Origin of the sequence: Kitasatospora sp. NPDC048540 (assembly GCF_040651175.1) — a bacterium.
GTDB lineage: Bacteria > Actinomycetota > Actinomycetes > Streptomycetales > Streptomycetaceae > Kitasatospora.
This window is the reverse complement of record NZ_JBEZIR010000094.1, coordinates 1-19,751: the sequence shown is the minus strand read 5'-3', so window position 1 is coordinate 19,751 and position 19,751 is coordinate 1. Positions and strand designations below refer to the sequence as shown.

20 protein-coding genes are annotated in these 19,751 nt (G+C 73.5%); 14 read left to right on the top strand and 6 right to left on the bottom strand.

Annotated features, from left to right (window positions below; translation table 11 throughout):
* Window positions 1-27: 27 nt before the first annotated feature.
* From AB0D08_RS29165 to AB0D08_RS29155, 3 genes are read left to right on the top strand one after another with little or no spacing between them, the layout of a single operon-like run.
* Window positions 28-618: a DUF5998 family protein gene (locus AB0D08_RS29165; protein WP_033824454.1), complete on the top strand. Its 591-nt coding sequence runs from the start codon at window positions 28-30 to the stop codon at window positions 616-618.
* 12 nt (window positions 619-630) lie between these two features.
* A complete protein-coding gene (locus tag AB0D08_RS29160; protein ID WP_033824455.1) occupies window positions 631-1,794 on the top strand; it encodes a nucleotide pyrophosphatase/phosphodiesterase family protein in 1,164 nt (387 codons plus the stop codon).
* A 34-nt stretch (window positions 1,795-1,828) separates the two neighbouring features.
* A complete protein-coding gene (locus tag AB0D08_RS29155) occupies window positions 1,829-2,485 on the top strand; it encodes a thymidine kinase (protein WP_033824456.1) in 657 nt (218 codons plus the stop codon).
* Window positions 2,486-2,510: 25 nt separating this feature from the next.
* On the opposite strand, the gene AB0D08_RS29150 is transcribed toward AB0D08_RS29155, so the two are convergent.
* Complete coding sequence (locus AB0D08_RS29150; RefSeq protein ID WP_359893017.1) at window positions 2,511-3,320, bottom strand: VOC family protein; 810 nt, start codon at window positions 3,318-3,320, stop codon at window positions 2,511-2,513.
* Window positions 3,321-3,455: 135 nt separating this feature from the next.
* Between AB0D08_RS29150 and AB0D08_RS29145 the strand changes: the two genes are divergently transcribed.
* The gene (locus AB0D08_RS29145; RefSeq protein WP_033824458.1) at window positions 3,456-4,304 is read left to right on the top strand and encodes a sulfurtransferase; all 849 of its coding nucleotides are present in this window, start codon (window positions 3,456-3,458) and stop codon (window positions 4,302-4,304) included.
* A gap of 111 nt (window positions 4,305-4,415) precedes the next feature.
* Here the strand turns inward: AB0D08_RS29145 and sepH are convergent, their stop codons facing one another.
* On the bottom strand, window positions 4,416-5,513 hold the full coding sequence (gene sepH, locus AB0D08_RS29140; protein ID WP_082527065.1) for a septation protein SepH: 1,098 nt from the start codon (window positions 5,511-5,513) through the stop codon (window positions 4,416-4,418).
* 436 nt (window positions 5,514-5,949) lie between these two features.
* Here sepH and AB0D08_RS29135 point away from each other — a divergent pair, with 436 nt between their 5' ends.
* A complete protein-coding gene (locus tag AB0D08_RS29135) occupies window positions 5,950-6,765 on the top strand; it encodes a hypothetical protein (RefSeq protein WP_359893015.1) in 816 nt (271 codons plus the stop codon).
* 19 nt (window positions 6,766-6,784) lie between these two features.
* On the opposite strand, the gene AB0D08_RS29130 is transcribed toward AB0D08_RS29135, so the two are convergent.
* Together AB0D08_RS29130 and AB0D08_RS29125 are read right to left on the bottom strand one after the other, a co-directional pair.
* On the bottom strand, window positions 6,785-8,101 hold the full coding sequence (locus AB0D08_RS29130) for a D-arabinono-1,4-lactone oxidase (RefSeq protein WP_359893013.1): 1,317 nt from the start codon (window positions 8,099-8,101) through the stop codon (window positions 6,785-6,787).
* Between the two features lie 126 nt (window positions 8,102-8,227).
* Entirely contained in the window at window positions 8,228-9,475 is a 1,248-nt protein-coding gene (locus tag AB0D08_RS29125; protein WP_051814003.1) for an MFS transporter, read from the bottom strand.
* Between the two features lie 233 nt (window positions 9,476-9,708).
* Here AB0D08_RS29125 and AB0D08_RS29120 point away from each other — a divergent pair, with 233 nt between their 5' ends.
* On the top strand, window positions 9,709-10,860 hold the full coding sequence (locus tag AB0D08_RS29120; RefSeq protein ID WP_033824463.1) for a ferrochelatase: 1,152 nt from the start codon (window positions 9,709-9,711) through the stop codon (window positions 10,858-10,860).
* A gap of 69 nt (window positions 10,861-10,929) precedes the next feature.
* Window positions 10,930-11,736: an inositol monophosphatase family protein gene (locus tag AB0D08_RS29115; RefSeq protein WP_033824464.1), complete on the top strand. Its 807-nt coding sequence runs from the start codon at window positions 10,930-10,932 to the stop codon at window positions 11,734-11,736.
* Window positions 11,737-11,887: 151 nt separating this feature from the next.
* On the opposite strand, the gene AB0D08_RS29110 is transcribed toward AB0D08_RS29115, so the two are convergent.
* On the bottom strand, window positions 11,888-12,073 hold the full coding sequence (locus AB0D08_RS29110; RefSeq protein WP_033824465.1) for a hypothetical protein: 186 nt from the start codon (window positions 12,071-12,073) through the stop codon (window positions 11,888-11,890).
* Window positions 12,074-12,607: 534 nt separating this feature from the next.
* Here AB0D08_RS29110 and AB0D08_RS29105 point away from each other — a divergent pair.
* The 4 genes from AB0D08_RS29105 to AB0D08_RS29090 all read left to right on the top strand — a co-directional run bounded on the left by AB0D08_RS29105 (window position 12,608) and on the right by AB0D08_RS29090 (window position 16,689).
* The gene (locus AB0D08_RS29105; protein ID WP_359893011.1) at window positions 12,608-13,261 is read left to right on the top strand and encodes a response regulator transcription factor; all 654 of its coding nucleotides are present in this window, start codon (window positions 12,608-12,610) and stop codon (window positions 13,259-13,261) included.
* A 47-nt stretch (window positions 13,262-13,308) separates the two neighbouring features.
* The gene (locus AB0D08_RS29100) at window positions 13,309-14,625 is read left to right on the top strand and encodes a HAMP domain-containing sensor histidine kinase (RefSeq protein ID WP_359893008.1); all 1,317 of its coding nucleotides are present in this window, start codon (window positions 13,309-13,311) and stop codon (window positions 14,623-14,625) included.
* Window positions 14,626-14,952: 327 nt separating this feature from the next.
* Window positions 14,953-15,927 carry an acyl-ACP desaturase gene (locus AB0D08_RS29095; RefSeq protein ID WP_033817776.1) on the top strand — a complete coding sequence of 325 codons (975 nt, stop codon included), beginning with the start codon at window positions 14,953-14,955 and terminating at the stop codon, window positions 15,925-15,927.
* A gap of 462 nt (window positions 15,928-16,389) precedes the next feature.
* The gene (locus AB0D08_RS29090) at window positions 16,390-16,689 is read left to right on the top strand and encodes a DUF4193 domain-containing protein (RefSeq protein WP_033817777.1); all 300 of its coding nucleotides are present in this window, start codon (window positions 16,390-16,392) and stop codon (window positions 16,687-16,689) included.
* Between the two features lie 238 nt (window positions 16,690-16,927).
* On the opposite strand, the gene AB0D08_RS29085 is transcribed toward AB0D08_RS29090, so the two are convergent.
* On the bottom strand, window positions 16,928-17,380 hold the full coding sequence (locus AB0D08_RS29085; protein ID WP_033817778.1) for a DUF3093 domain-containing protein: 453 nt from the start codon (window positions 17,378-17,380) through the stop codon (window positions 16,928-16,930).
* Between the two features lie 230 nt (window positions 17,381-17,610).
* Between AB0D08_RS29085 and AB0D08_RS29080 the strand changes: the two genes are divergently transcribed.
* The 3 genes from AB0D08_RS29080 (at window position 17,611) to AB0D08_RS29070 (ending at window position 19,493) form a co-directional block, all read left to right on the top strand.
* Window positions 17,611-18,150: a PaaI family thioesterase gene (locus tag AB0D08_RS29080; protein ID WP_051811532.1), complete on the top strand. Its 540-nt coding sequence runs from the start codon at window positions 17,611-17,613 to the stop codon at window positions 18,148-18,150.
* Complete coding sequence (dut, locus tag AB0D08_RS29075; RefSeq protein ID WP_033817779.1) at window positions 18,147-18,614, top strand: dUTP diphosphatase; 468 nt, start codon at window positions 18,147-18,149, stop codon at window positions 18,612-18,614. The genes AB0D08_RS29080 and dut overlap by 4 nt, the downstream gene beginning before the upstream one ends.
* A 78-nt stretch (window positions 18,615-18,692) precedes the next feature.
* On the top strand, window positions 18,693-19,493 hold the full coding sequence (locus tag AB0D08_RS29070; protein WP_033817780.1) for a DUF3710 domain-containing protein: 801 nt from the start codon (window positions 18,693-18,695) through the stop codon (window positions 19,491-19,493).
* Window positions 19,494-19,751 lie beyond the last annotated feature (258 nt).

Genomic DNA, 19,751 nt, shown 5'->3' with positions numbered 1-19,751 from the left:
GTCGGCGGGACATGCCAGGATGGAGTTATGGCCAAGACCGGTACCACCACCACGCAGGACCTGCGGTCCGCGATCGAGCGCAGCGGCTACTACCCGGCGCTGGTGTCCGAGGCGGTCGAGTCCGCGGTGGGCCCCGAGCCGATCAGCTCCTACCTGGTGCACCAGGAGACCACTTTCGACGCCAACGAGGTGCGCCGGCACGTCACCGTGCTGGTGCTGACCTCGTCACGCTTCGTGGTGAGCCACACCGACGAGCAGAACGGCGACGCGGGCAACCCGGTGCCGTACGCCACCACCTCGACCGAGACGGTCCGGCTGGACCGGATCAACTCGGTGGTGGTCAGCCGCATGGTCGCCAACCCCGAGACGTACACCCCCGGCACGCTGCCGCGGGAGGTCGTGCTGACCATCGGCTGGGGCGCGGTGCAGCGCCTCGACCTGGAGCCGGCCGGCTGCTCGGACCCGAACTGCGAGGCCGACCACGGCTACACCGGTTCGGCCACCGCCGACGACCTGTCGCTGCGGGTCAGCGAGGCGGGGGACGGTCCGGAGACGGTCGCCCAGGCGCTGGTGTTCGCCCGGGCGCTGTCCGAGGCGACCGTCGCCGACCGGGGCTGAGGCCGCCCGCGCATGCCCTACCTCGACTACGACTCCTTCGAGATCCTCGACCCCTCCGACGCCCCCGTGCCCGCGTACGGCAGCGGTTCGCTGGCCGACCTGCTGCCGGCGGTGGCGGCCGGGCTCGGCGTGGACGGCTTCCGCAGCGGCCTGGTGCTGGAGCCGGCCGACCGGGCCTGCGTGTTCCTGGTCGACGGGATGGGCTGGGAGCTGATCCGCCGCCACCCGGAGTACGCGCCGTTCCTGACCTCGCTGATGGCCGGGGCCAACCCGATCACCGCGGGGTTCCCGTCCACCACGGCGACCTCGCTGGCCTCGGTCGGCACCGGCACCCCGCCCGGTCTGCACGGCCTGGCCGGGTACACGGTGGCGGTGCCGGGTGCCGGGTACCTGATGAACCAGCTGCGCTGGCAGCCGCCGGTGGACCCGGCCGGCTGGCAGCCGTACCCGACCGTGTTCGAGCAGGTCCACCGGGCCGGGGTGGCGACCAGTCAGATCTCCTCCCCGCTGTTCGCGCAGACCCCGCTGACCCGGGTGGCGCTGTCCGGCGGCTCCTTCCTCGGCCGGACCACCGGCGAGGAGAGGATGGACGAGGCGGCCCGCTGGCTGGCCGCCCACGACCGGGCGCTGGTGTACACGTACGTCAGCGAGCTGGACGGCGCCGGGCACCGCTTCGGGGTCGACTCCGACGAGTGGCGGATGATGCTCAACACCGTCGACCGGCTGGCCCGCCGGCTGGCCGAGCAGCTCCCGCCGCGCTCCGCGCTGTACGTCACCGCCGACCACGGCATGATCGACATCGCTCCGGAGGACCGGATCGACTTCGACGAGGACTGGGAGCTGAGCGCGGGCGTCGCCCTGCTCGGCGGCGAGGGCCGGGCCCGGCACGTGTACGCGGTGCCGGGGGCGGCCTCCGACGTGTTCACCGTCTGGAGCGAGGTACTGGGCGACCGGATGTGGGTCGCCACCCGGGACCAGGCGATAGCAGCGGGCTGGTTCGGCCCCGTGGTGGACGAGCGGGTCTACCACCGGATCGGCGACGTGGTGGCGGCCGCCCGGGATGACATCGCGGTGATCGCCTCCCGGAAGGAGCCCGGCGAGTCCTCGATGATCGGCCTGCACGGCTCGATGACCCCGGTCGAGCAGCTGGTGCCGCTGCTCGAAGTCCGCGCCTGACCGGCGACCTCTCTGAAAGGCCTTCGCTCCACCCATGGCTGAACTGGTGTTCTTCTCGGGCACGATGGACTGCGGCAAGTCGACGCTCGCGCTGCAGATGGACCACAACCACGCCGCGCGCGGACGCAAGGGCATCATCTTCACCCGCCACGACCGGGCCGGCGCCGCGACCATCTCCAGCCGGCTCGGCCTGCGCGCCGACGCGGTCGAGGTGGCCGACGCGTTCGACTTCCAGGCGCACGTGGTGCACCTGCTGTCGGCCGGCGGCAAGGTGGACTACCTGATCTGCGACGAGGCCCAGTTCTTCTCCGCCGAGCAGATCGACCAGCTGGCCCGGGTGGTGGACGAACTCGGCATCGACGTCTACACCTTCGGCATCACCACCGACTTCCGCACCCGGCTGTTCCCCGGCTCGCAGCGGCTGATCGAACTCGCCGACCGGGTCGAGGTGCTGCAGGTCGAGGCGCTGTGCTGGTGCGGCGCACGGGCCACCCACAACGCCCGGACGGTCGGCGGGGTGATGGTGGTCGAGGGCGCCCAGGTGGTGATCGGCGATGTCGCCGTGAACGAGGACGAGATCGGCTACGAGGTGCTGTGCCGCCGCCACCACCGCCGCCGGCTCACCGCGGCCACCGCCCGCGCCGCCGTGCTCTCCCCGGACGTGCTGCCCTTCGAGGAGCACTCGCGCTGAGCCGCTCGCCCCGGCCGGGCGGCCGTCAGGGCCGGCCGGTTCCGGCCCCGGCGGGCCGCACCACCGAGAACCGGCCGCCCTGCGGGTCGGCCAGCCGCGCCACCCGCCCGAACGGCGTGTCGTACGGCCCGATCTGCAGTGACCCGCCCAGGTCCAGCGCCCGGTGCACCGTCAGATCGGTGTCCGCGACCGTGAAGTGCACCCGCCACCGCGACGGCCCGCCCGCCGCGTCGGTGCTGTGCCGGATCCCGGCCACCGGCCGTCCGCCGACCGGCAGCCGGGCGCCGTCCACGCCGTCGTCCGCGGCGCCGGGCCCGGCGCAGGGGTCCGCCGCCACCACCGCCCGTCCCAGCACCGCCCGGTAGAACCCGGCCGCGCCCTCGTCGTCGGCGGTGGCCAGCTCGCTCCAGGCGGGCGCGCCCGCCTCGCCGACCACCTCCCACCCCAGGTGCCCGGCCGCCTCCCAGATCCCGAAGACCGCGCCCGACAGGTCCGAGGCGATGGCGAGCCGTCCGGCCCGGTCCGCGGTCAGCGGGCCGACCGCCACCGTGCCGCCGCACTCGCGGATCCGCTGGGCGACCTGGTCGGCGCTGTCGACCGCGAAGTAGGTGGTCCACTCCACCGGGTACGCGGTGCCCGGCGGGGTGACCCCGAGCCCGGCGACCTTCGCGCCGTTCAGGACGGCCCGCACATAGGCGCCCAGCCGGTCCGGTCCGGGCTCGAACTCCCAGCCCAGCAGGGCGCCGTAGAACTCCGTGGCGCCCGCCAGGTCAGTGGTCATCAGGCTCACCCAGCAGGGGGTGCCCTGAGCCAGCCGTACCTCCACCGCCGTCATCGCCGCTCCTCACCGGGTGGCCGACGTTCCCAGGCCGACATGGTTCCACCCCGGCCGGGCGGTCGGCCCCGCGACCGCCCGGCGAGCCGGGCAAAGACCGTACAAAGAGCTGACCGCAGCCGTCACAATGTCCGCATGACGGCTACGCCCACCCCGCTGATCCAGGCGGCCGAGCTGCACTCCGCGCTCGGCTCCGCCCATCCGCCGATCCTGCTGGACGTCCGCTGGCAGCTCGGCGGCCCGCCCGGGGCCGAGGAGTACGCCGCCGGCCACCTGCCCGGCGCGCACTTCCTGGACCTGGACCGCGAACTGGCCGCGCCGCCCGGTGCGGCCGGCCGCCACCCGCTGCCCGACCCGGAGGTGTTCGGTCGGGCGCTGCGCCGGGCCGGTGTGCGGGCCGGCCACCCGGTGGTGGTGTACGACGCGGGCCCGGCGACCTCGGCCGCGCGGGCCTGGTGGCTGCTGCGCTGGGCGGGGCACGGGGACGTCCGGGTGCTGGACGGCGGGCTGGCCGCCTGGCGGGCGGCCGGTCTGCCGGAGAGCACCGAGCGGCCGGCCGACGCCGGCGGCGACTTCCGGCCGGTGCCCGGGCAGCTGCCCGTGCTGGACGCCGACGGTGCGGCCGAACTGGCCAGGACCGGCCTGCTGCTGGACGCCCGGGCGGGAGAGCGCTACCGCGGCGAGAGTGAACCGGTCGATCCGCGGGCCGGCCACATCCCCGGCGCCGTGTCGGCGCCCACCACGGACAACCTGACGGCCGACGGCCGGTTCCGCCCGGCAGCCGAACTGGCCGCCCGCTTCGAGGCGCTGGGCGTCCCGGACCGGGTGACCGCGGTGTACTGCGGCTCCGGGGTGACCGCCGCCCACGAACTGCTCGCACTGGAGATCGCCGGGCACCCGGGGGTGGCCCTGTACCCGGGGTCCTGGAGCGAGTGGTCGGGCGACCCGGCCCGGCCGGCCGCCACCGGCGCCCAGCCCGGCTGACCCGGACCGGTCGCTCCCCGACCGGTCGATCCTCGACCGGTCGCTCCTTGAACGGGCGACAGGGCGGTGCGGCCCCCCCCGGGTGGGGGAGCGCGCCGCCCTGTCGCAGCGTCAGTCCTGCTTCTTGCGCCGGCTGCCGAAGACGATCTCGTCCCAGCTCGGCACGGTGGCCCGGCGGCCCGGCCGGACGCCGTCCGCCTCGGCCTGCCGGTCCGTCGTCCCGACCAGCCGCTCCCGGTGCGGGGCGACCGAACGGGGCATCAGGATGTCCGCGTACGCCGAACCGGCGCCGATGCCCGCCGCGGGCGCGGCCGGCTCCTCGACGACCTCGACCTCCTCGGCCACCACCGGCTCGGGGGCCGGGCCGATCGCCAGGTCCCCGCGGAAGGCGGGTACCACGTCCAGCAGGCTGGTCAGCGAGTCCCTGGACTCGGCGACCGCCTCGCGGCTCTCGCGGGCCTCCCTGACCTCCCGGACCTCGCGCACCTCCCGGGACGACATGATCCGGTCGGCCGACGGCCGCTCGATCATCGGCCGGGACGGCCGGTCCTGGGGGAGCCGGGCGATCCGCGGGATGAACGGGAAGACCGAGTCCTCCTCGCGGTCGACGTTCTCGCCGATCAGCGCGCGGGCCTCGTCGTCGTTCGGCTGGACCAGGCGCCGGGGCGGGTCGTAGGTCCAGCTGGCGCTGCGGCCCTCGCCGTCCGAGCGGTACGCGAGGATGACCTCCCAGGTGCCGTCGTCCCGGCGCCAGGAGTCCCACCGCTCGGTGTCCTTCTCGGCGCCGCGCAGCGCGAGCCGCTCCGCGACCGCCTCTCCGAGCTGCGGGCCGGTGGACTCGCCGTGCCGGCGGATCGCCGTCTTGCGGGCCCGCTCGGCCATGAACGCGCGCTCGGCCAGGACGGGACCCTCGAAGCGGCGGACCCGGTCGACCGAGATGCCGGCGGCCTGGGCGACCTCCTCGGCGGAGGCACCGGCTCGTATCCGGGCCTGGATGTCACGGGGGCGGAGGTGGCTCTCGACCTCGATCTCGATCTGGCCGAGCCGCGGCCGGTCACCCCGGACGGCGGCGCGCAGCCGCTCGTCGATCGGGAGGGTGTACTCCGTGCTGTCGGCAGCCTTGAGCACCAGCCGTGTGCCGTCGTTGCTGACGGCCACGACGCGCAGTTCGGGCACGGTTACCTCCCGGGTGGTGCCTGCCGACGTCACCTGCGTCGCTGCTCCCGTACTGAGTGTGGCCTGCCCGCTGGCGCGTGGCCACAACCTTGCAGAGTTACCCGGCGTGTCGGGCTTTCGCCCGGGCGCGCCGCTGTGGCACGGTTGCCTGTTCGCCACGTCGCCGATCGACGTTGCGCCCGGGCCATCCGATCGTCCTTTGGCAAGCGGTCGACTGATTGACCGAAGGCTCAGGCTCCACGAACAGTACTCCATTCGTGGCACCCACAGGGGCGGCTCGCCGCTCAAGTCTCCCGCGAATCAGCGGAATCTCAATAGCTCGCACCCCAATGGCAGACCTTCGGTCACGCAGTGGTGATCATCTTCACATATATCGACTTCCGGGAGTCGGATTTTCGCCCCATGTGTCCTCGTCTGTGCAAGATGGGTGGACTTGTTCGAAAACTGATGCGCCGACCGAGGGATGTTGATGCCGCAGCCAAGCCAGCCGGGCCCGCGCCGGACCGCCGACGGCCCCGAGGCAGCGGGCGGCCGCCGACGGCTGGACCTGAGCGTCGTCCAGGTCACCGCGAGCGCCCTGGCCACCGTGGCCGGCGCCGTCCTCGCCTCCGGACTCGGCGTGTACGGCACCATCATCGGCGCGGCCGTGGTCAGTGTCGGGGCGACCGTCGGCGGCGCCCTGTTCCAGCACCTGTTCCGGCGCACCGGCGAGCAGCTGCGCAACGCGGTGGACCGCGGACCGGGCCCGGTGGTCAACGGGCTGCGCCAGGCGCCCGCCCCGGACGCGCCGCCCCCGACCACGCCGTCGGGGGAGTGGAGCGAGCCGCGGCTGGTCCGGGCGAAGGGGCGCCGCGGCTGGCGGACGTACGCGGTGGTCTCCGCGCTGGTGTTCGCCCTGGCGATGGTGCCGATCCTGGCGGTCGAGGCGCTGGCCGGGCGGCCGGTGAGCAGTCTGACCGGCGGGGACTCCCGGACCGGCACCTCGCTCACCCCGGGCCGGGCCGAACCGGCCGGCAAGTCCCCCGCGGCACCGTCCACCGGAGGTTCCGGCCCGGCCGCCGTCCCGCCGTCCGGGCCGTCGCCCTCCGGCTCACCGGGCGCGACGACCGACCCGGGGAGCGGCGGCGGCCCGTCCGGGAGGCCCTCGGCGACGCCGTCCCCCTCGGCCAGCCCGTCCGCGAGCCACTCCGCCGCACCGTCGGGCAGCGCCTCGGCCGGGGCGTCCGGCGGGCCCTCCGGTGCCACGCCCGCCGGCTCGGCCCCCGCCGCCGAACCGGCGCCGTGAGCGCGGACCCGGCGGGGCGTCAGGCGCCCAGCACCCGGCGCAGGTAGTCGTTGCCGAACAGCCGGCCCGGGTCGACCTTGTCGCGCAGCGCCGTGAAGTCGCCGAAGTGCGGGTAGACCGAGGCCAGGTACCCGGCGTCGCGGGTGTGCAGCTTGCCCCAGTGCGGGCGCCCCTGGTGAGCGGTCATCAGCTGCTCGACCCCGGTGAAGTAGCCCTGATCGGCGCTGCCCCGGTAGAGGTGGACGGCGATGTAGACGCTGTCGCGCCCGTTCGCGGTCGACAGCCACAGGTCGTCGGCGGGCGCCACCCGGACCTCCACCGGGAAGCTGATCCGCCAGTCCGAGCGCTCGACCAGCGCCTTCAGCTCGCGCAGCACCGTGGTGGCCGCCTCGCGCGGGACGGCGTACTCCATCTCGATGAAGCGCACCCGGCGCGGGCTGGTGAACACCTTGTACGCCGTGTCGGTGTAGCTGCGCTCCGACCAGGCCCGGCTGGCGAGCGCCGCGATGGAGGGGATGGTGCCGGGGAGCCGGCGGCCCACCCGGCAGACGCCCTCCCAGACCGTGTTCGACAGGAAGTCGTCCTCCAGCCAGGCCTTGAAGGCCGGCAGCGGGGCGGCCGGCCCCTGGCTGCGGTTGTTGCGCTTGGTCGAGCAGCGGTCGGTGTGCGGGAACCAGTAGAACTCGAAGTGCTCGTTGACGGCCGTCAGGTCGTCGAAGCGCTCCAGCACCTCGTCGAAGGACATCGGCTGCTCGTGGGCGGTGAGCAGGAAGGCGGGCTCCACCCCGAAGGTGATCTCGCTGACCACGCCGAGCGCGCCGAGACCGAGCCGGGCGCCCTGGAAGAGCTCCGCGTTCTCGGTGGGTGAGCAGTGCTGCACGGTGCCGTCGGCGAGCACGATCTCCAGCGCCCGGATCTGGGCGGCGAGCGAACCCGAGTCCCGCCCGGTGCCGTGGGTGCCGGTGCTGGTGGCGCCCGCCACCGTCTGCACCTCGATGTCGCCCATGTTGGCCAGGGACAGGCCCGCGGTCTCCAGCAGCCGGTTGAGCCGGTGCAGCGGCAGACCCGACCCGACCGTGACGGTGCCCGCCTCGGCGTCCACCGCCCGGACGGCCGTCAGCCGGTCCGGCCGGACCAGCACGCCGCCGTCGGCGGAGGCGATCGAGGTGAACGAGTGGCCCGAGCCGACCGCCTTGACCGTGCGGCCCTCCTCGGCGGCGCGGCGCACCACCTCGGCGAGCTCCTGCGCGTCGGCCGGGGCGACCGTCCGGCCCGGCCGGGCGCTCTGGTTGCCGGCCCAGTTGCGCCAGCCTGCGGTGGCGGTGCTCTCGGGCATGCGAAGGCCTCCTGCTCACGTCACCCGCACGGACTACCCGTGGGTAGGGTGAGCGTAGTCACTCCCCTGCCCACGGTCCATGGTCCGTTCACCGGCCGGACGCCGGTCCGGCGGGCCGTGGCGGGCTCAGCCGGGCAGTGACGATTCGGTGAGTTCCGGCTCGCTCGGCACCAGCCCCCCGCGCAGCCGCGACAGGCCCGCCAGCGCCACCAGCGCGGCGAAACCGGCCGCCGCCACCGGCACCCAGTAGCCCGCCGCCGCGCCCGCCGCGTCCACCACCCAGCCCGCCGCCGACGAACCGAGCGCCACCCCGAGCGCCAGCCCGGTGGTGGTCCAGGTCATCCCCTCGGTCAGCTGCGCCGCCGGAACCAGCCGCTCCACCAGCGCCATCGCGGTGATCAGCGTCGGCGAGATGGACAGCCCGGCCAGGAACAGCGCCGCACCGATGCCGGCCAGCCCGGCCGTACCGCGCAGCGTCGAGGCCACCAGCACCAGCGGCACCATCGAGGCCGCCATCACCGCGACGCCTGCCAGGAAGCGGACCGGCATCGAACCCTTGGGCTTCAGCGTCCCGAACACCACCCCGGCCAGGCAGGACCCGAGCGCGTACACCGCGAGCACCAGGCTCGACACCGAGGTGTGCCCCTGCGCCTTGGCGAAGGCCACGGTGACCACCTCCACCGAGCCGAAGATCGCACCGGTCGCCACGAAGGTCAGCACCAGCACCTGCAGCCCGGCCGAGGTGATCGCCGAACTGCCGCGGTGGTGCGCGGCCGGATGCACCGGCGGCTCGGTCCGGCGCTGCGCCGTGAACAGCAGCACCCCCACCCCGAGGAACACCCCCGCCAGCAGCAGCCCGGCCTCCGGGAACACCGCCGTCGCCAGCCCGATCGACAGGATCGGCCCCACGATGAAGCAGACCTCGTCCACCACGGCCTCGAACGAGTACGCGGTGTGCAGCTTGGGCGGCTCCGCGCTGTACAGGTACGCCCAGCGGGCCCGCACCATCGAGCCCGCGCTGGGCATCACCCCCATCCCGGCCCCGCACACGAACAGCGTCCACGCCGGGGCGTCGAAGCGGGCGCAGAGCAGCAGCGCCCCCGCCGCCAGCAGCGTGGCCGCGGTGGCGGGCAGGGTCACCCGGCGCTGCCCGTACCGGTCGACCAGGCGGGAGACCTGCGGCCCGAGCACCGCCGCCGACAGCGCCACCACGGCGGACACCGCACCCGCGAGGCCGAACGAGCCGCGCAGCACCGCGAGCATGGTGACGATGCCGATGCCCGTCATGGAGATCGGCAGCCGGGCTATGAAGCCGCTCGAGGAGAAGGCCAGAGTGCCGGGGGCGGCGAATATCTGGCGGTAGCTGGACAGCACTGGTGCTCCGCGGGTGGGGTGGATGCGGGATGGGGCGTGCACGGTACGTAAGGCGCACGCTCCGTAAAGACAGCTTACGAACATCTGCAAGCGGATTCGCCCCGAGGCTGCCCCCGAAGCACTCCCCGAAGTACTCCCCGAGGCGCCCGCCGGGACGGCCGCGGCACCGGGCGGACGGGCTCGCCGGGCGGCCCGCCGCCGTCCGCGCGGTGTCTGGTGGGAGGATCGGTGCCATGTCCGACTCGCCCTCAGTCACCGACCACGCGCCCGGCGGCCCCGCGCCCTACGACGCGCTGCTGCTCCTGTCCTTCGGCGGCCCCGAGGCCCCCGAGGACGTGGTGCCCTTCCTGGAGAACGTCACCCGAGGCCGAGGCATCCCCAAGGAGCGCCTGGCCGAGGTCGGCAAGCACTACTTCCTGTTCGGCGGCGTCAGCCCGATCAACGAGCAGAACCGCGAGCTGCTCGCGGCGCTGCGCAAGGACTTCGCCGAGCACGGCCTCGACCTGCCGGTCCACTGGGGCAACCGGAACTGGGCGCCGTACCTCACCGACACCCTGCGGGAGCTGGCCGCCGAGGGTCACCGCCGGGTGCTCACCCTCGCCACCAGCGCCTACGCCGGCTACTCGGGCTGCCGCCAGTACCGGGAGAACCTCGCCGACGCGCTGGCGACGCTGCGCGCCGAGGGCCTGCCGGAGCTGCGGGTCGACAAGCTGCGGCACTTCTACAACCACCCCGGCTTCGTCCGGCCGATGATCGACGCCACCCTGGCCGCGCTCGCCGGGCTGCCGGCCGGCGTCCGCGACGGCGCCCACCTGGCGTTCACCACCCACTCCATCCCGGACACCATGGCCGAGACCTCCGGCGCCCCGGACGACCCGGCCCGCGGCACGCCCGGCGGCGCCTACGTGGCCCAGCACCTGGAGGTCGCCCGGCTGGTCGCCGACGCGGTCGCCGAGGCCACCGGGGTGGCCGGCCGCCCGTGGGAACTGGTCTTCCAGAGCCGCAGCGGCGCCCCGCACGTCCCCTGGCTGGAACCGGACATCTGCGAGCACCTGGAGGCCCTGCACGCGGGCGGCGCACCGGCCGCGGTGATGGTGCCGATCGGCTTCGTCTCCGACCACATGGAGGTCAAGTACGACCTCGACACCGAGGCCACCGCCAAGGCGGCCGAACTCGGCCTGCCGGTCGCCCGGGCCGCCACCGTCGGCGCCGACCCGCGCTTCACCGCCGCCGTCCGGGAACTAGTGCTGGAGCGTGCGGCCGTCGAACGTGGCGCGCAGGTCGAGCGATGCGCCCTCGGTACGCTCGGCGCGAGCCACGACGTGTGCGCCGTCGCCTGCTGCCCCAACCCCCGCGCACCCAGGCCAGCGGCCGCCCAGCTCTGACCCCGGTCCGACCCCGGCCGCCCGGGCCCGCCCGGCACCGACCCGCCCACCACCCCAGGAGGAACCCGCGTGTCACCCAGCCCCGCCCTGCTCGCCGAACTGCTGGAGCTGGCCAAGGAGGCCGCGATCCGGGCCGGCGTGCTGCTGCGCGACGGCCGCCCCGCCGACCTCGGCGTCGCCGCCACCAAGAGCAGCCCGGTCGACGTGGTGACGGAGATGGACCTGGCCTCCGAGAAGCTGATCCTGGAGCTGATCGACGAGCGCCGCCCCGCCGACGGCTACCTCGGCGAGGAGGGCGCCGACCGGGCCGGCACCAGCGGCGTCCGCTGGGTCGTCGACCCGTTGGACGGCACCGTGAACTACCTGTACGGCCTGCCCAACTGGGCCGTCAGCGTGGCCGCCGAGCTGGACGGCCGGGCGGTGGTCGGGGTGGTATACGTCCCCGCCCGCGGGGAGATGTTCCACGCGGTGCTCGGGGGCGGCGCGTTCCTCGACGGCCAGGCCGTCTCCTGCCGGCCGGCGCCGCCGTGGGGCCAGGCCCTGATCAGTACCGGCTTCAACTACGTCCAGTCGATCCGGGTCAGGCAGGCCGAGGTGCTGCTCGCCCTGATGCCGGAGTTCCGCGACATCCGGCGCGGCGGCGCGGCGGCGGTCGACCTCTGCGACCTCGCCGCCGGCCGGGTGGACGGCTACTTCGAGCGCGGCCTCGCCGCCTGGGACCGGGCCGCCGGGGTGCTGATCGCCCGGGAGGCCGGCGCCCTGGCCGGCGGCCGGCCCGGCCAGGAGCCGGACGGCACGCTGACCGTCGCGGCCCCCGCCGGGCTGTTCGAGGAACTGCAGCGCAGGCTCGACGAGATCGGCGCCTGGCGCGACTGAACGCAGCCGCCTCCCGCCGACGGACGGCGGCTGCGGACAAGGAAGGGCCCTGGCACGACTGAGGTGCCAGGGCTCGCGTTTCATCTACCCCCGGAGGTGCGGGGCGGACAGGCGGTGCTGTGGTGGTACTGCCGCTGGTGGCGGCTGCCGGTCAGGCGGCGAAGCGGTGCATCTCCTGCACCGCGTCGACCCCGTGCTCGGCGGCCAGTCTGCGCAGGTCCTCCAGCTCGGACTGCTCGACCTCGGCCAGGAACTCGTCCCCGGACTCGAGTGCGCGGTGGAGATCCTGCTCCGCATTCCTTATGCGCTGCAGGATGCCGTCGGTAAAGGCGTCCATACGGGCCCCCTTGCTTCTTCGGACGGGCACGGTCCGCATGCTCCCCGGTCTGCGGAACGAGATCACTGGGAGCGCCGAGCCCGGTGGCCGTCTCTCCGGTCGGGCGCGGGAGCCGACCTGCGGCGGCTACCGGTGACATTCGATCCCCGTACCGGTGCGGATGAACACGCGGCGGGTGGGTGCGATCCGCGCTACGGCGGCATCGCAGTGTGAGCTTGTCCTCCCCGCCCGGTGGCCGGGGAAACCTCCCGGGCCGAGAAAGTTGCCCGCGTCACAGTCCAATCGGAGCGGCCGTCGCCGGATCGGGGCCTCCCGGGCCCGCCCACCGGACCGCGTCCGGCCCCGGTCAAGGCCGGTCCGCCCGGTCTTACTGCGGCTTTAGCCGGGAACCAGGCAGGATGGGCAGCACCGTCGGAGTCGTCGGTCGAGTCCCGAGGCCGTCCGCGGCCCGTGTCGCGCCGACTCCGCGCCCGGCGCACAACGGCCCGCACGGGCAGGCACGGTGGGGCCGCACCAGCAGAAGGGACCACCACCGTGCGGGTACTCGTCGTCGAGGACGAGCAACTCCTCGCCGAAGCCGTCGCCACCGGCCTGCGCCGCGAGGCGATGGCGGTCGACGTCGTCTACGACGGTGAGGCCGCGCTGCAGCGTATCGCCGTCAACGACTACGACGTGGTCGTGCTGGACCGCGACCTCCCCCTGGTCCACGGTGACGACGTCTGCCGCCGCGTGGTCGAACAGGGCCTGGCCACCCGCGTGATCATGCTGACCGCCTCCGGCGACATCAGCGACCGGGTGGAGGGCCTGGAGATCGGCGCCGACGACTACCTCCCCAAGCCGTTCGCCTTCAGCGAACTCGTCGCCCGGGTAAGGGCGCTGGGCCGCCGCGCCACCGTCCCGCTGCCCCCCGTGCTGGAACGGGCCGGCATCAGCCTCGACCCCGGCCGCCGGGAGGTGCTCCGGGAGGGCCGCACCGTCCAACTCGCCCCCAAGGAGTTCGCCGTCCTGGAGGTCCTGATGCGGGCCGGCGGCGCCGTCGTCTCGGCCGAGCAGCTGCTGGAGAAGGCCTGGGACGAGCACACCGACCCGTTCACCAACGTCGTCCGGGTCACCGTGATGACCCTGCGCCGCAAGCTCGGCGACCCGCCGGTCATCGTCACCGTCCCCGGCTCCGGCTACCGGATCTGACCCCGGGCCCACCCGCCCGCCCCACCGCAGCACCCGAGAGGACCGCCATGAACACCCCGCCCCCCGTCGGCGGGGCCCCCGGCTCGCCCACCGGCGGCCCGGGCCCGATCCCGCCCCGCCCGCCCCGCCCCCCGCAGACCGACACCGCCACCGAGCACCGGCGCGAAACCCCCGCCTACCGCCCCGGCGACGGGCTGTTCGCCTGGCTGGCGCTGCGGCCGACCATCCGGATCAGGCTCACCCTGCTCTACGGCGGCATGTTCCTGATGGCCGGCGTGGTGCTGCTGCTGCTGATGTACTACTTCGTCCGGCAGGCCTTCCAGGGCGCCTCGCTGCCCCCGCTCAGGCTCGGCGCGAACGTCCAGATCACCACGCCCGAAGGCAGCGTCATCACCAACCAGGCGGCGCTGGACCGCTACATCGACAACTACCAGGCGGTCGAGGCCGACCAGGCGCTCAACACCCTGCTGCGCAAGGCCCTCACCGCGCTGGTCTGCCTCGCCGTGATCGCCTTCGCGGCCGGCTACGCCATGGCCGGCCGGGTGCTGCGCCCGCTCGGCCGGATCACCCGCACCGCCCGCGAGGTGGCCGGATCCGACCTGCACCGGCGGATCCAGCTGGACGGGCCGGACGACGAGCTCAAGGAGCTCGCCGACACCTTCGACGACATGCTCCAGCGCCTCGACCGGGCCTTCGACTCCCAGCGCCGCTTCGTCGCCAACGCCTCGCACGAACTACGCACCCCACTGGCGATCAACCGGACCCTGCTGGAGGTGCAGCTCTCCGACCCCGCGGCCTCCCCCGACCTCCAGCAGCTCGGCAAGACCCTGCTCGCCACCAACGAACGCAGCGAACAGCTGGTCGAGGGCCTGCTGCTGCTCGCCCGCAGCGACAACGAACTCACCGACCGCCGCCCGGTCGAAATCGCCGAGGTCGCCCAGCGCGCCCTGGAGCAGATCCGTACCGAGGCGGTCTCCCGGGAGGTCGTGCTGCGCCCCGACCTGAGCCCGGCCACCGTCTCGGGCAACGGCGTCCTGCTCGAGCGGATCGCCCTCAACCTGCTGCAGAACGCGGTCCGCTACAACACCCCCGACGGCTGGGTGGAGATCTCCACCCGGGCCACCCCGGACGGTGGCGGCGAGCTGGTGGTCAGCAACACCGGCCCGGTGGTGCCGGGGTACGAACTGGAGCACATCTTCGAACCGTTCCGCCGGGTCAAGGGCGCCGAGCGGACCCGGAGCGACAAGGGAGTGGGCCTCGGCCTGTCCATCGTCCGCTCGGTCGTCCGGGCCCACGGCGGCGCCATCGAGGCCTCCTCCCGGCCCGGCGGCGGCCTGACCATCAAGGCCCGCATCCCGGGCTGACCGCCCCCGCGCCTCGCCGCCCCGGGCGCACCCGTCCCCACCCCGCACGGGGGCCCCGGGACGGCGCCCCAGGGCCCCTGTGCCGCCCGCACGGCCGCCACCGGCCGCATCACCCCGAGGTCCGTGCGCGGACCGTCCGTGCCGCCCCTGCCCGCCATGTCGGATTGACATAAGGCCTGGCAGGGGCGGCTTGTCTTTTCCCGTCGGGACAACTTACGGTGTCGTAACCTACGCAGCCGTAGGTGACAGCCGCCGGCCCGGCTCCGCCGGCGTCGGAGCTCCGGCCCGACCGGCCGCCATCCTCGTCCGCCCCGGGAGAAATCCGTCGTGACCATCGCACCCGTGCAGCGCACCGCCACCTCCGCCTGGACCGACGCCCGGCTGATCCTCGAGCTGGAGCAGGTCGTCGAGACCGAGCTCAACCGGCACCTGAAGGTCGCCAAGGAGTGGATGCCGCACGAGTACGTGCCGTGGGGCCAGGGCCGCGACTTCGACGGCGTGCTCGGCGGCGAGGCCTGGTCCCTCGACCAGTCCAAGGTCACCCCGCTGGCCCGGATCTCCCTGGTGGTCAACCTGCTGACCGAGGACAACCTCCCCAGCTACCACCACGAGATCGCCACCATGTTCGGCCGCGAGGGCGCCTGGGGCACCTGGGTGCACCGCTGGACGGCCGAGGAGGGCCGCCACGGCATAGCCATCCGCGACTACCTGCTCGCCACCCGGGCCGTCGACCCGGTCGAGCTGGAGCGGGCCCGGATGACGCACATGGGCGAGGGCTTCGAGTCCGACAACTCGCACAGCATGCTGCACTCGGTCGCCTACGTGGCCTTCCAGGAGCTCGCCACCCGGATCGCGCACCGCAACACCGGCCACCACTCCGGCGACCCGCTCTGCGACCAGCTGCTGGCGAAGATCGCCAACGACGAGAACCTGCACATGGTCTTCTACCGGAACCTGCTCCGGGCCGCCCTGGAGATCGCCCCGGACCAGGCCATGCGCGCCATCGCCGACGTCGTCATCAACTTCCGGATGCCCGGCCACGGCATGCCCGGCTTCGAGCGCTCCGCCGCGCAGATCGCCATCGGCGGTGTCTACAACCTGCGGATCCACCACGACGACGTGCTGCAGCCCGTGCTGCGCCACCTGAAGGTCATGGAGGTCACCGGCCTCGGCCCGCAGGGCGCGCAGGCCCAGCAGGAGCTCGGGGTCTTCCTGGCCGGCCTCGACGCCCAGGCCACCAAGTTCGACGAGCGCCAGGCGGCCCTGCTGGCCCGCCGCGCCGCCAACGCCGCCAAGCGCTGATCCGCCGGCCGCGAGCGCGGTGCCGAATGTCTGTATTTCGGCAAAAAAGTCCCCGGTGTGTCGCATCTCACATCTGGTAGCGCAGCACAGTCGGGTGATCTCGCAGAGTGATGACTCGTTCGAGTGAGGGCATGGCGTACCGTGACCGCCGGGCGCCGCGGGCGGTTTGTCGACCTGTCGTCAATCGCCCTCGCCCCACGGCCAGTTGGGGGCCGGGCCCGGGGTCGCCCGCTACCGGCGGTCACCGCCGGCGGGGGCCCGGGCAGTGTGGCCGGTGCCGCACGGTGACGCCGTCCGGAACGTGTTCGATCACCCCAACGGGCCCGGTCTTGGGTGTCGATTGAGTAACAGGGCTTGAAGTAAGGCACAATCTCGGCCTCGGGTCGGGCACAAGACCGACCCCCCAAGCGTTACGTGCGCTGGAGATACCGCACCGCACACACCCAAAGGGGGAGAGCGAAAATGGCAACGGACTACGACACCCCGCGCAAGACCGATGACGACCTCAACGAGGACAGCATCGAGGAGCTCAAGGCACGGCGGAACGAGAAGGCGACCAGCACGGTCGACATCGACGAGTTCGACGCGGCCGAGGGGCTGGAGCTTCCGGGCGCCGACCTCTCGAACGAGGAGCTCTCGGTCCGGGTGCTTCCGCGCCAGGCCGACGAGTTCACCTGCATGAGCTGCTTCCTTGTGCACCACCGCAGCCAGCTGTACAGCGAGAAGAACGGCCAGCCGATCTGCCGGGACTGCGGCGCCTGAGCACCGCGCGGCCATGGCCCGGGCACGCCTTCCCCGGCAGGCCCGGTACACCGCCCCGACCGGTCCCGCACGGGCCCGGAGGCAGCACCAGCCGTCGTCCCGAGCGACGGCACCCGGTAGGCACGTCCTGCCGCGACCGGCGCACCACCGGAGAACGGGACGGTCCCGCAGCGATGCGGAGCCGTCCCTCCTCTGTGTCCGGACCCCGGCGCTCCGGCCCTCGCCGGACCCGCGCGGGTCAGCCGGCGGCGGCCCCGGCCCGGGCCGCGTCGATCGCCTCGGCCAGCTGCTGCGGGGAGCGGGTCGACAGATAGACGTACGGCGTCGGGTCGGCCGGGTCGCACACCTCGACCCGCAGCGCCGTCGGCACGTAGCTGCGCAGCAGCATGAACGCGCGCGGATCCGCCTTGACCGAGCGCCAGGCCAGCGCCTCGGCCCGGTCCAGCGGTTCGGCCGCCCCGAGGGCGGACAGCGGGATCCGGGCCTGCCCGGCCACCAGTGAACCCTGGACCACCCTGATCCGGGCGGAGCCGTAGCTGCTGAGCGCCGCCGCCATCGCGACGATGCCGACCAGCAGGGCGGCCAGTGCACCCACCGCGCTGAACCTGAGCATGATCAGCCCGAGCGAGAGCCCGGCCGCGACCGGGAGAAGCCACCAGGAGCGCGGGACGGTGAGGCGTTCGTCGTACATGCACCCATTGTGTGGGCCGGGCCGGACGGGGCCGGACGCCACCCCCGCGGGAGGCCGCGGGCGACTGTGACACAACTGGTGTAACACTGCCTCCCCGCCGCCTCCTACCAGCCGGTAAGGTCGCGTCCGTGACCGGACCCATCGTCTCCCCGCCCGTGCCGCAGCCGGCCGAAACGCCCGTGCAGGCACCAGCGTTCCTCACCCCGACCACCCCGCCGGCCGACGCCGTGATGCCCGAGCGCGCCCCGGAGGCCCCGGCGCCCGGCGAGCCGCTCGGCTCGCACTACGACCACTGCTTCGGCTGCGGACCGCAGCACCCGCAGGGACTGCAGCTGGTCGCCGTCGCCGGTGAAGGGCTCACGGTCACCGCGGAGTTCACCGTCCGCCCCGGCCATCAGGGCGGCCCCGGCCTCGCGCACGGCGGCGTCCTGATGACCGCCATGGACGAGACCCTCGGCACGCTCAGCTGGCTCCTGCACACCCCCGCGGTGACCGGCCGGCTGGAGACTGACTTCATCCGTCCGGTGCCGGTCGACTCGGTGCTGCACATCCACGCCCGGGTGACGGGTGTGCACGGCCGCAAGATCTACAGCGCGGCCGAGGGACGGATCGGCGGCCCCGACGGACCGGTCGCCGTCCGCGCCCAGGCGCTCTTCATCCAGGTGAAGCTGGAACACTTCACCACGCACGGTCGTCCCGAGGACATCAAGAAGGCCCTGGACGACCCCGATCTGCTGAAGCGCAGCCGAGCCTTCGAGGTGAACCCGTGAGCACCACCCCGCGTCCGCCGGTGGACATCCTGATCAACCGGATCGACCCGGACCTTCCGCTGCCCGCCTACGAGCACCCCGGCGATGCCGGAGCCGACCTGCGCACCACCGTCGACGCGGAGCTCGCCCCCGGCGAGCGCGCCGTGCTGCCCACCGGTATCGCCATTGCGCTACCGGACGGTTACGCGGCGTTCGTGCACCCGCGTTCGGGGCTCGCAGCTCGTTGCGGTGTTGCACTGGTGAACGCCCCAGGGACGGTCGATGCCGGGTACCGTGGTGAGATCAAGGTGATCGTCGTCAATCTGGACCCGCGCGAGGCGGTCAGCTTCCGTCGAGGGGACCGCATCGCCCAGCTGGTCATCCAGCAGGTCGAGAAAGCGCGGTTCCACGAGGTCGCGGAGCTGCCGGGTTCGGTACGCGCCGCGGGCGGGTTCGGATCGACCGGTGGCCACGCCGCGGTCTAGCATGCCCGCGGTCTCGCAGTAGCCGAGCAGGTATTCGCTTCGGACCTGGATCCGTCCGGGCCGGGAAGGACAGTGACCGTGTTCCGTCGTCGCCACAAGAGCGAGGACGCTGTCGAGCAGCTCGCCGAGGACGCCACCAGCGCCGACGAGACGGCCGATGACGTCGAGGACTCCGCCGAGAGCGAGAACGACGCCGAGCTGGACCCGGCCGACCGGGTCGGTCTGCCGCCGGCGCCCCGTCCGGACGGCCCGTGGGACGTCTCCGAACTGGAGAGCCCCGAGGAGGGCCGGGTCGACCTGGGTGGCCTGCTGGTCCCTGGCGTCGAAGGCATGGAGCTGCGGGTGGAGGTGGCCGGTGACTCCATCGTCGCCGCCACCCTCGTCCTCGGTAACAGCGCGATCCAGCTGCAGGCCTTCGCCGCCCCCAAGTCGGAGGGCATCTGGCACGAGGTCCGCGAGGAGATCGCCAACGGCATCACCTCCCAGGGCGGGCTGATCGAGGAGGAGGAGGGCACGCTGGGCTGGCACCTGCGCGCCCAGGTCCCCGTTCAGCTGCCGGACGGCACCCAGGGGTCCCAGCTGGTCAGGTTCGTCGGCTGCGACGGGCCGCGCTGGTTCCTGCGCGGTGTGATCTCCGGCCAGGCGGCGGTGCAGCCCGAGGTGGGCGGCATCCTGGAGCAGGTCTTTCAGCAGACGGTCGTCGTCCGCGGCGAGACCCCGATGGCACCGCGCGACCCGATCGTGCTGAAGCTCCCCGAGGACGCCCAGATGGTCGCCGACGGCGGCCCGGGCACCGGCGGGGAGGAGGGCGGCAGCCGGTTCGGCCAGGCTCCGCTCGACCCCTTCGCCCGCGGCCCGGAGATCACCGAGGTCCGCTGAACGAGCAGCCCGTCGTCCCCGCCGGCCCGGCCGGCGGGGACGATTTGCTTGTGGGGCGGCGGGCCCCGTACAGTTCCGGAGTCGCACCGCGAGGAGCGGCCGAAGCAAATCCGATGAATGAATCTCTGAAAAACAGAGCGGAATGCATCTGATAAGCTGGAAAACGAAGACCGGCCAGGTCGGGTGAGTGAAACTCCGGAAAACGGAGCGGAAAACATCTGATAGGCTGGGAACACGAAAGAACGAAGCGCCCGGAGG

Coding starts and splice junctions, on each gene's coding strand:
- AB0D08_RS29085 (WP_033817778.1), bottom strand. CDS start 17,380: ATGTACGACGAACGCCTCACCGTCCCGCGCTCCTGGTGGCTTCTCCCG.
- AB0D08_RS29080 (WP_051811532.1), top strand. CDS start 17,611: ATGCCCGAGCGCGCCCCGGAGGCCCCGGCGCCCGGCGAGCCGCTCGGC.
- AB0D08_RS29165 (WP_033824454.1), top strand. CDS start 28: ATGGCCAAGACCGGTACCACCACCACGCAGGACCTGCGGTCCGCGATC.
- AB0D08_RS29160 (WP_033824455.1), top strand. CDS start 631: ATGCCCTACCTCGACTACGACTCCTTCGAGATCCTCGACCCCTCCGAC.
- AB0D08_RS29120 (WP_033824463.1), top strand. CDS start 9,709: ATGTCCGACTCGCCCTCAGTCACCGACCACGCGCCCGGCGGCCCCGCG.
- AB0D08_RS29145 (WP_033824458.1), top strand. CDS start 3,456: ATGACGGCTACGCCCACCCCGCTGATCCAGGCGGCCGAGCTGCACTCC.
- AB0D08_RS29130 (WP_359893013.1), bottom strand. CDS start 8,101: ATGCCCGAGAGCACCGCCACCGCAGGCTGGCGCAACTGGGCCGGCAAC.
- AB0D08_RS29155 (WP_033824456.1), top strand. CDS start 1,829: ATGGCTGAACTGGTGTTCTTCTCGGGCACGATGGACTGCGGCAAGTCG.
- AB0D08_RS29100 (WP_359893008.1), top strand. CDS start 13,309: ATGAACACCCCGCCCCCCGTCGGCGGGGCCCCCGGCTCGCCCACCGGC.
- AB0D08_RS29135 (WP_359893015.1), top strand. CDS start 5,950: ATGCCGCAGCCAAGCCAGCCGGGCCCGCGCCGGACCGCCGACGGCCCC.
- AB0D08_RS29110 (WP_033824465.1), bottom strand. CDS start 12,073: ATGGACGCCTTTACCGACGGCATCCTGCAGCGCATAAGGAATGCGGAG.
- AB0D08_RS29150 (WP_359893017.1), bottom strand. CDS start 3,320: ATGACGGCGGTGGAGGTACGGCTGGCTCAGGGCACCCCCTGCTGGGTG.
- AB0D08_RS29090 (WP_033817777.1), top strand. CDS start 16,390: ATGGCAACGGACTACGACACCCCGCGCAAGACCGATGACGACCTCAAC.